Annotated in this window: 8 protein-coding genes; 4 read left to right on the forward strand and 4 right to left on the reverse strand. The window is 66.5% G+C overall.

What is annotated here, in order from left to right; translation table 11 throughout:
• Window positions 1-29: 29 nt before the first annotated feature.
• Window positions 30-338 carry a hypothetical protein gene (locus tag ABEA10_RS50465; RefSeq protein WP_345475860.1) on the reverse strand — a complete coding sequence of 103 codons (309 nt, stop codon included), beginning with the start codon at window positions 336-338 and terminating at the stop codon, window positions 30-32.
• A gap of 148 nt (window positions 339-486) precedes the next feature.
• On the opposite strand from ABEA10_RS50465, the gene ABEA10_RS50470 reads away from it, so the two are divergent.
• Both ABEA10_RS50470 and ABEA10_RS50475 read left to right on the forward strand, forming a co-directional pair.
• On the forward strand, window positions 487-1,068 hold the full coding sequence (locus ABEA10_RS50470; protein ID WP_345475861.1) for a DUF4303 domain-containing protein: 582 nt from the start codon (window positions 487-489) through the stop codon (window positions 1,066-1,068).
• Window positions 1,069-1,155: 87 nt separating this feature from the next.
• Entirely contained in the window at window positions 1,156-1,902 is a 747-nt protein-coding gene (locus ABEA10_RS50475; RefSeq protein WP_345475862.1) for a phosphotransferase, read from the forward strand.
• 82 nt (window positions 1,903-1,984) lie between these two features.
• On the opposite strand, the gene ABEA10_RS50480 is transcribed toward ABEA10_RS50475, so the two are convergent.
• Together ABEA10_RS50480 and ABEA10_RS50485 are read right to left on the reverse strand one after the other, a co-directional pair.
• Window positions 1,985-2,482, reverse strand: coding sequence for a protein kinase domain-containing protein (locus ABEA10_RS50480; RefSeq protein WP_345475863.1), 498 nt, complete (start codon window positions 2,480-2,482; stop codon window positions 1,985-1,987).
• A 189-nt stretch (window positions 2,483-2,671) separates the two neighbouring features.
• Entirely contained in the window at window positions 2,672-3,070 is a 399-nt protein-coding gene (locus tag ABEA10_RS50485) for a hypothetical protein (protein ID WP_345475864.1), read from the reverse strand.
• A gap of 302 nt (window positions 3,071-3,372) precedes the next feature.
• Here ABEA10_RS50485 and ABEA10_RS50490 point away from each other — a divergent pair, with 302 nt between their 5' ends.
• Window positions 3,373-3,915: a flavoprotein gene (locus ABEA10_RS50490; protein WP_345475865.1), complete on the forward strand. Its 543-nt coding sequence runs from the start codon at window positions 3,373-3,375 to the stop codon at window positions 3,913-3,915.
• Window positions 3,916-4,057: 142 nt separating this feature from the next.
• Here the strand turns inward: ABEA10_RS50490 and ABEA10_RS50495 are convergent, their stop codons facing one another.
• A complete protein-coding gene (locus ABEA10_RS50495; protein ID WP_345475866.1) occupies window positions 4,058-4,480 on the reverse strand; it encodes a DUF4259 domain-containing protein in 423 nt (140 codons plus the stop codon).
• 195 nt (window positions 4,481-4,675) lie between these two features.
• Between ABEA10_RS50495 and ABEA10_RS50500 the strand changes: the two genes are divergently transcribed.
• Complete coding sequence (locus ABEA10_RS50500; RefSeq protein ID WP_345475867.1) at window positions 4,676-4,942, forward strand: hypothetical protein; 267 nt, start codon at window positions 4,676-4,678, stop codon at window positions 4,940-4,942.
• The last annotated feature ends 240 nt before the right edge of the window (window positions 4,943-5,182 follow it).

A 5,182-nucleotide genomic window follows, 5' to 3' on the forward strand; every position in this document is an offset into this window, starting at 1 on the left:
CCATCCACATCGCCGCGATCAACATATGGCTACGAGCAGGCTTCTGAAACACGGCCTAGCACGGCCTGCTCGGTCAGCTGTCCGATGAGACCCACGACACCCTGCCGTACGGTGACCTCGGCCGACTCGGCCAGCCGGACCAGGAACGGCAGGGCCGCCGCAGCGGCGGAACAGACGAACCCGCCCCGGTGGTAGATCTTGTTCGACAGGTCGAATAGCGCGTCGGGTGCGTCCTCGTCGTCGGCGATTCGCCACAGCAGTTCAGGTACGTCACCGGCCGATCCGTAGGCATGCCGGAGAGTCGACCATTCGACCCGGGCGAGTCCGGGGAGGGCCATGAAGGGACTTCGTTTCACACTGGCGTCGGCCAAACCCCATAATTCCGGGCCCACGGTAGCAGTAGCCGGAGCGCATGACGTGCGGAGCCCGTGGCGAACGCGAATGCGGCCTGACGGCCGACGTGAAAGAGCTGGGTAGTATGCGGCGATGGACTGGAACGCCTTTGAGACGGCATGGCATGACAGCGGATGCCGCATTTTGGCCGACCTCGCAGCGGCGTTTCCAGATGAGCGGCTGTACGCCGCGGCCTTCCATCTTTTCTACATGGACGGTGACGAGATCCTCTCGCCTGCCCTGGCCGCCAACACCGAGGCAACCGTGCGTGAGATGCGCCCGGGCGGGGAGGACTACAGGGATTCGACACGGTTCGCCCCGCCGGAGTGGCGGTGGGACGTCCTGGATGCCGCGAGCGATGCGATGTCGCCCTGGTATCACCGTCTCACTGAGGAGTACCTGGCGCCCGCTGCGACCGAGGCCGAACAGTTCGCGGCGATGGACGCGCTTGAGACGGCGCACGACGCCGCGATGGCCGGTGTCTGCAAAGCGATGACCACGACGGCGCGCCGGGGCGGCATCCACAGCTCGCTTCCACGCGAGTTCGTCGTCGTCATCCTCGAAGGGCAACGCGGGGACGAGGAGGCCGGTCTGATCCGGAAGAGCGTCGACCCGCAATTGCTGCCGACGGTTCCCGAACTGACCGAGTACCTGCGGCAACTCGACGAGGCGTGACCCCCGGCCGACTTCGAAGGCCGCGGGTGCTCGCTCCTGGCGAGCGCGCGAAAAACCCGGTGACGTCGGTGGTCGTCCCCGTTGATAATGACCGACGTGGAAGAGGTCGAGGTCGTCGTCGCCCATAACGAGCGCGCCACCCTGCGCGTCGGTGACGTGTTCCTGAAGATCGACGCTGATCAGACGCGTACCGACGTCGAGGTCGAGGCGATGGCCATGGCGCCGATCCCGACTCCGGAGGTCCTGTGGCGGAAGCCGCCCGCGCTCGCCCTCGCCGCCGTCCCCGGAACGGCACTCGGCCGCCTCGGTGAGCCGTCGACCGCGTCGCCGGCGGCGTGGGCCGCGGCGGGCGCCGCCGTACGGATGCTGCACGACGCGCCGCTGCCGCCATGGCCCGGCCGGAGCCTCAACGAGATCGCGTCGCAGCTCGACAGCGAATGCGAGTGGCTCATCGCGAACGACGTCCTTCCCACCGACCTGGTCACGCGCAACCGCCAGGTCGCCGAGGCCGCGCTCCGGCCCTGGACACCGGTGTTCACACACGGCGACCTGCAGATCAGCCACGTGTTCGTCGACGGTGACAAGGTCACCGGAGTGATCGACTGGTCCGAGGCGGGCCACGGCGACGCCCTGTACGACCTCGCCATCTTGACGCTCGGACACGAAGAACACCTTGGCGACGTCGTCGCCGGCTACGGCACCGACGTCGACCTCGACGTGATCCGCGCGTGGTGGTCGCTGCGAAGCCTGCTGGCGGTCCGCTGGCTCGTCGAGCACGGTTTCGACCCGTCCTCGCCAGGCTGCGAGATCGACGTGCTGAAATCCCGGATGTGAGGCCGCACGAGCCCGACGGCCACGAGTGCCCTGCTACGGCATCGAGCGGGCCATCTCCTCAAAGCGCGTCGCCTTCCGGATCTCACTGTGGCTGACGCAACCGGAGTGAGGCGTCCCAGCCGCCACAGGTGAATGCGGTCGTCCGAACCACCACCGGCCAGCGTCTTGCCGTCCGGGCTGAACGCCACCGAGTAGCCGGTCGTCGAGTCTGACGGCCGATGTCCGCCACCCGCCGTACGGGCGGCGGGCCGTCCGTACGCAGCACGTCGTCCAGCGACCGCCCTGCCACCAGCTCCATCACCAGCCACGGACGGCCGTCGTCCCCGATCACCCGGTCGTGCAGGGCCACGATGCCGGGGTGGTGCAGGCGAGCGGCGGCACGCGCCTCGCGGGCGGCCCGTGCGTACCACTCGCGCCGCTCGGTGTCGTCGATCTCGTCGGACAGCCGCAGCTCCTTGACGGCGACCTCGCGATCGAGTTCGGCGTCATACGCGCGCCAAACCCGGCCCATGCCGCCGCGTCCGATGAGCCCGAGAATCCGGTATTGGCCGGCGAGCATCTCCCCGGATTCACCGTGCATGGAGCGAAGATAGCGAACCGGACTTGCGCGTCAGATAGTACGGAGGACGGCAGCGGCAGCCGCGCCAGCCAAGTGTCGAGACACGTCGACCGCCCTCTGACCTCGGCACGGAGACTACGAACAGGGCCGATGTCACTTCCGAAAGCTGAGTGCCTCGCGCCCGGGGTCTTTGTGACGACAGCATCGCCATCATGTGGGCTGCCGGCGGCCCAGGGGACGGCCCTGCTCGACGTAGTCGTTGTACTCGTCCGGGAGGACGCCTTGGTTGACCCAGCGTGCGGGGTTTGCGGCGAGTTCTCTGTGTGCCAGGTCGAGGGCTTCTTCCGCCGACTCGGTCTCTCCGATGGTCTGGCCGAAGTCTTCTTCGTCGCTTTCATAGAAGCTCGGGTATTCGTCGACGGTGAGCCGGTAATCGATGTCCTCCACGGTGTGGAGCGACACGATGAAACCGTGGAAGCGGGTCGCCGGGGAGATGGAGGTCCAGCGGAGTCCGCGGCGGCCGTCCTGTTCGAATGCTTCCAGGAGCTGTTCTATTTGGCGGCCGCGGCGAAGAGCTCCTTCGGCGAATGACCTCGTCAGGTGGCGCACGAAGACACCTTTCACCCTGAAGACGGGAAGGTCCCGGACAGTTACCGTTTCGGGACCCGCGGTCTGGCCGAGACATCGCGCGGGCGGGCGCGTACTTCTCTACACGGCTACCCCATTGGGCGAGCTCACGGAGCTCTTCGCTCAGGGGTCCTGGACGGTGAGCAGGCCGGAGACGAGTTGGCGGACCAGAGGATGGGAGCGGTCTCCTCGGGCGTGATCTCATCGCCGTGAATGAGCGTGGCGGGGTTGGAACCGCCGATCCTCGTAGATGCATCGGCTGATCTGTGCGCGATGCTGAGGGTATGACCGCTCCCGTGCTCTACGTGATCGTGTGTGCGTGTCCTCCCGCTCGCGGTGTCGGCGAACTGGTCGGGCTCGCCAAGGAGCGTGGTTGGGACACGTGTGTGCTCACCACGCCTTCGGCCCGTCGGTTCGTTGACGTCGAGGAGCTCGTCGCGTTGACGGGTCACCCTGTACGCAGCGAGTACAAGCATCCGGACGAGCCGGATGTCTTGCCGCCCGCCGACGCGGTGATCGTCGCTCCCGCGACGGTGAACACCATCAACAAATGGGCCGCGGGGATCTGTGACACGCTCGCCCTCGGAGTACTCGTGGAGGGCATCGGCCTTGGCCTGCCCATCGTGGCGGTCCCATCCTCGAACCGGGCACACACCTCCCACCCGGCGTTCGTGGAGAACATCGCACGCCTCCGCTCCTGGGGTGTGACGGTCATCTGGGAAACGGGCGGATACCCGGTGCATGATCCGGCTACCGGGAGCAACACGGCACCGATCCCTTGGAAGGCCGCGCTCGATGCGATCGCCGTGAAGACCGGATCAGGTTGAGCGAACGACCAACGCGAGTGAGCCGATGTACAGCCGCGCTCTGCGGATCTGACCCCCTTCACAACCGTCGCTCATAGACCAGGGGCTTCGCCGCCCGACCACGTACATCAAGTTCACGTTCGTGGCGAACGCGACATCCGGTTCAGAACAGCCCGTCCTGCTTTGATTCGCCGGCGGCTCTGAGCGTTCGCAGTACCGGAGTCAACGCCTTCCATACTTGGTCGTATCCGCCTGCCTCGCTCCACGACTCGTGCAGGTCGCTGGCAGGAGAATGTGCTCGCTCAACAGCCACGGTCGCGTCGTCCGCAAGCTCAGCCGTCAGGGCGGTCGGCAGCGATGCCACCCACTCCACGTTCGTAAAAGGTGGTGTCATCCCGGCCAGGAGCGAAGCCGCCACCACAGCCTCCACGCCCTCGGTATAGCCGACGGATCCAGGGGCCCTGGACACCCGCAGAATCGCCGCTTTCAGGCGCTCAGTGCGAACGTTTTCGTCAGAGTGGGACAGGGCATCGAAGAAGTCCATTGCCGTGTCATCGTCGAACGGTCCTTTTCCCCATGTCCCCACTGGCAGACGATCTCATGGATTCGAGTGACGCAAAAGGAGACTCTGCGCATTCCCGTCTATCATTCCCCGGAAGCGGCTGGGGCGTTACTCGGGTTCCAGTGGTCGTCGCGACTGGCTTGCCGGGCTGACCGCTGATGGTCACGAGCGGATCCGCCGTGACCGTAGGTGGTGCTCCCGGCCCGGAGGAGGTGAAGAGTGGCCAAGCCTCTGCCGAGGTTCCTCCTCGGCGGCATCGGGCTCGTCGTGCTGACGGTCGGCGTGATCAAGGTGGTCGGCGTCGCAGGTACGGCATCGGCCATCGCGCTGCTCGCCGCCGGTGTGCTGCTGTTGATCAGCCCGTTCGTCATCGATCGGATCGAGCGGTTCTCGGTGACCCGCCAGGAACACTCCGCCGGGCCGATGGCCAAGCGCGGTGCGGAGACTGCGAACAAACCCGATGCCACTCTGAGATGCGGAAGGTAGGCGGTTCGCCCCTGCGCACGATCCTAGACCGGCGAAGACAGCGCCCGACCTGCATGACGGTCGGGCGCTGTTCGGTGATGTCCGGCTGGGTTCGGCCGTCAACGGTGGCTCTGCCGAACCCAAGTCTTACCGGCGGTTCGGCCACCGCAGGCTGACCCCTGGGTGCCGCGCGCGGGCTCGGGGATGCTCCTATGGTTCGTCAAGCGGCAGGAGCAAGATCCTTTAGGGCGGTCGCGGGTT

Source organism: Actinoallomurus oryzae (assembly GCF_039541955.1).
Classification (GTDB): Bacteria; Actinomycetota; Actinomycetes; order Streptosporangiales; family Streptosporangiaceae; genus Actinoallomurus; species Actinoallomurus oryzae.

Bases quoted from the DNA above. Each gene is read 5' to 3' on its own strand.
- ABEA10_RS50470 (WP_345475861.1), top strand. From the start codon at position 487: ATGGACTGGAACGCCTTTGAGACGGCATGGCATGACAGCGGATGCCGC.
- ABEA10_RS50475 (WP_345475862.1), top strand. From the start codon at position 1,156: ATGACCGACGTGGAAGAGGTCGAGGTCGTCGTCGCCCATAACGAGCGC.
- ABEA10_RS50465 (WP_345475860.1), bottom strand. From the start codon at position 338: ATGGCCCTCCCCGGACTCGCCCGGGTCGAATGGTCGACTCTCCGGCAT.
- ABEA10_RS50490 (WP_345475865.1), top strand. From the start codon at position 3,373: ATGACCGCTCCCGTGCTCTACGTGATCGTGTGTGCGTGTCCTCCCGCT.
- ABEA10_RS50480 (WP_345475863.1), bottom strand. From the start codon at position 2,482: ATGCACGGTGAATCCGGGGAGATGCTCGCCGGCCAATACCGGATTCTC.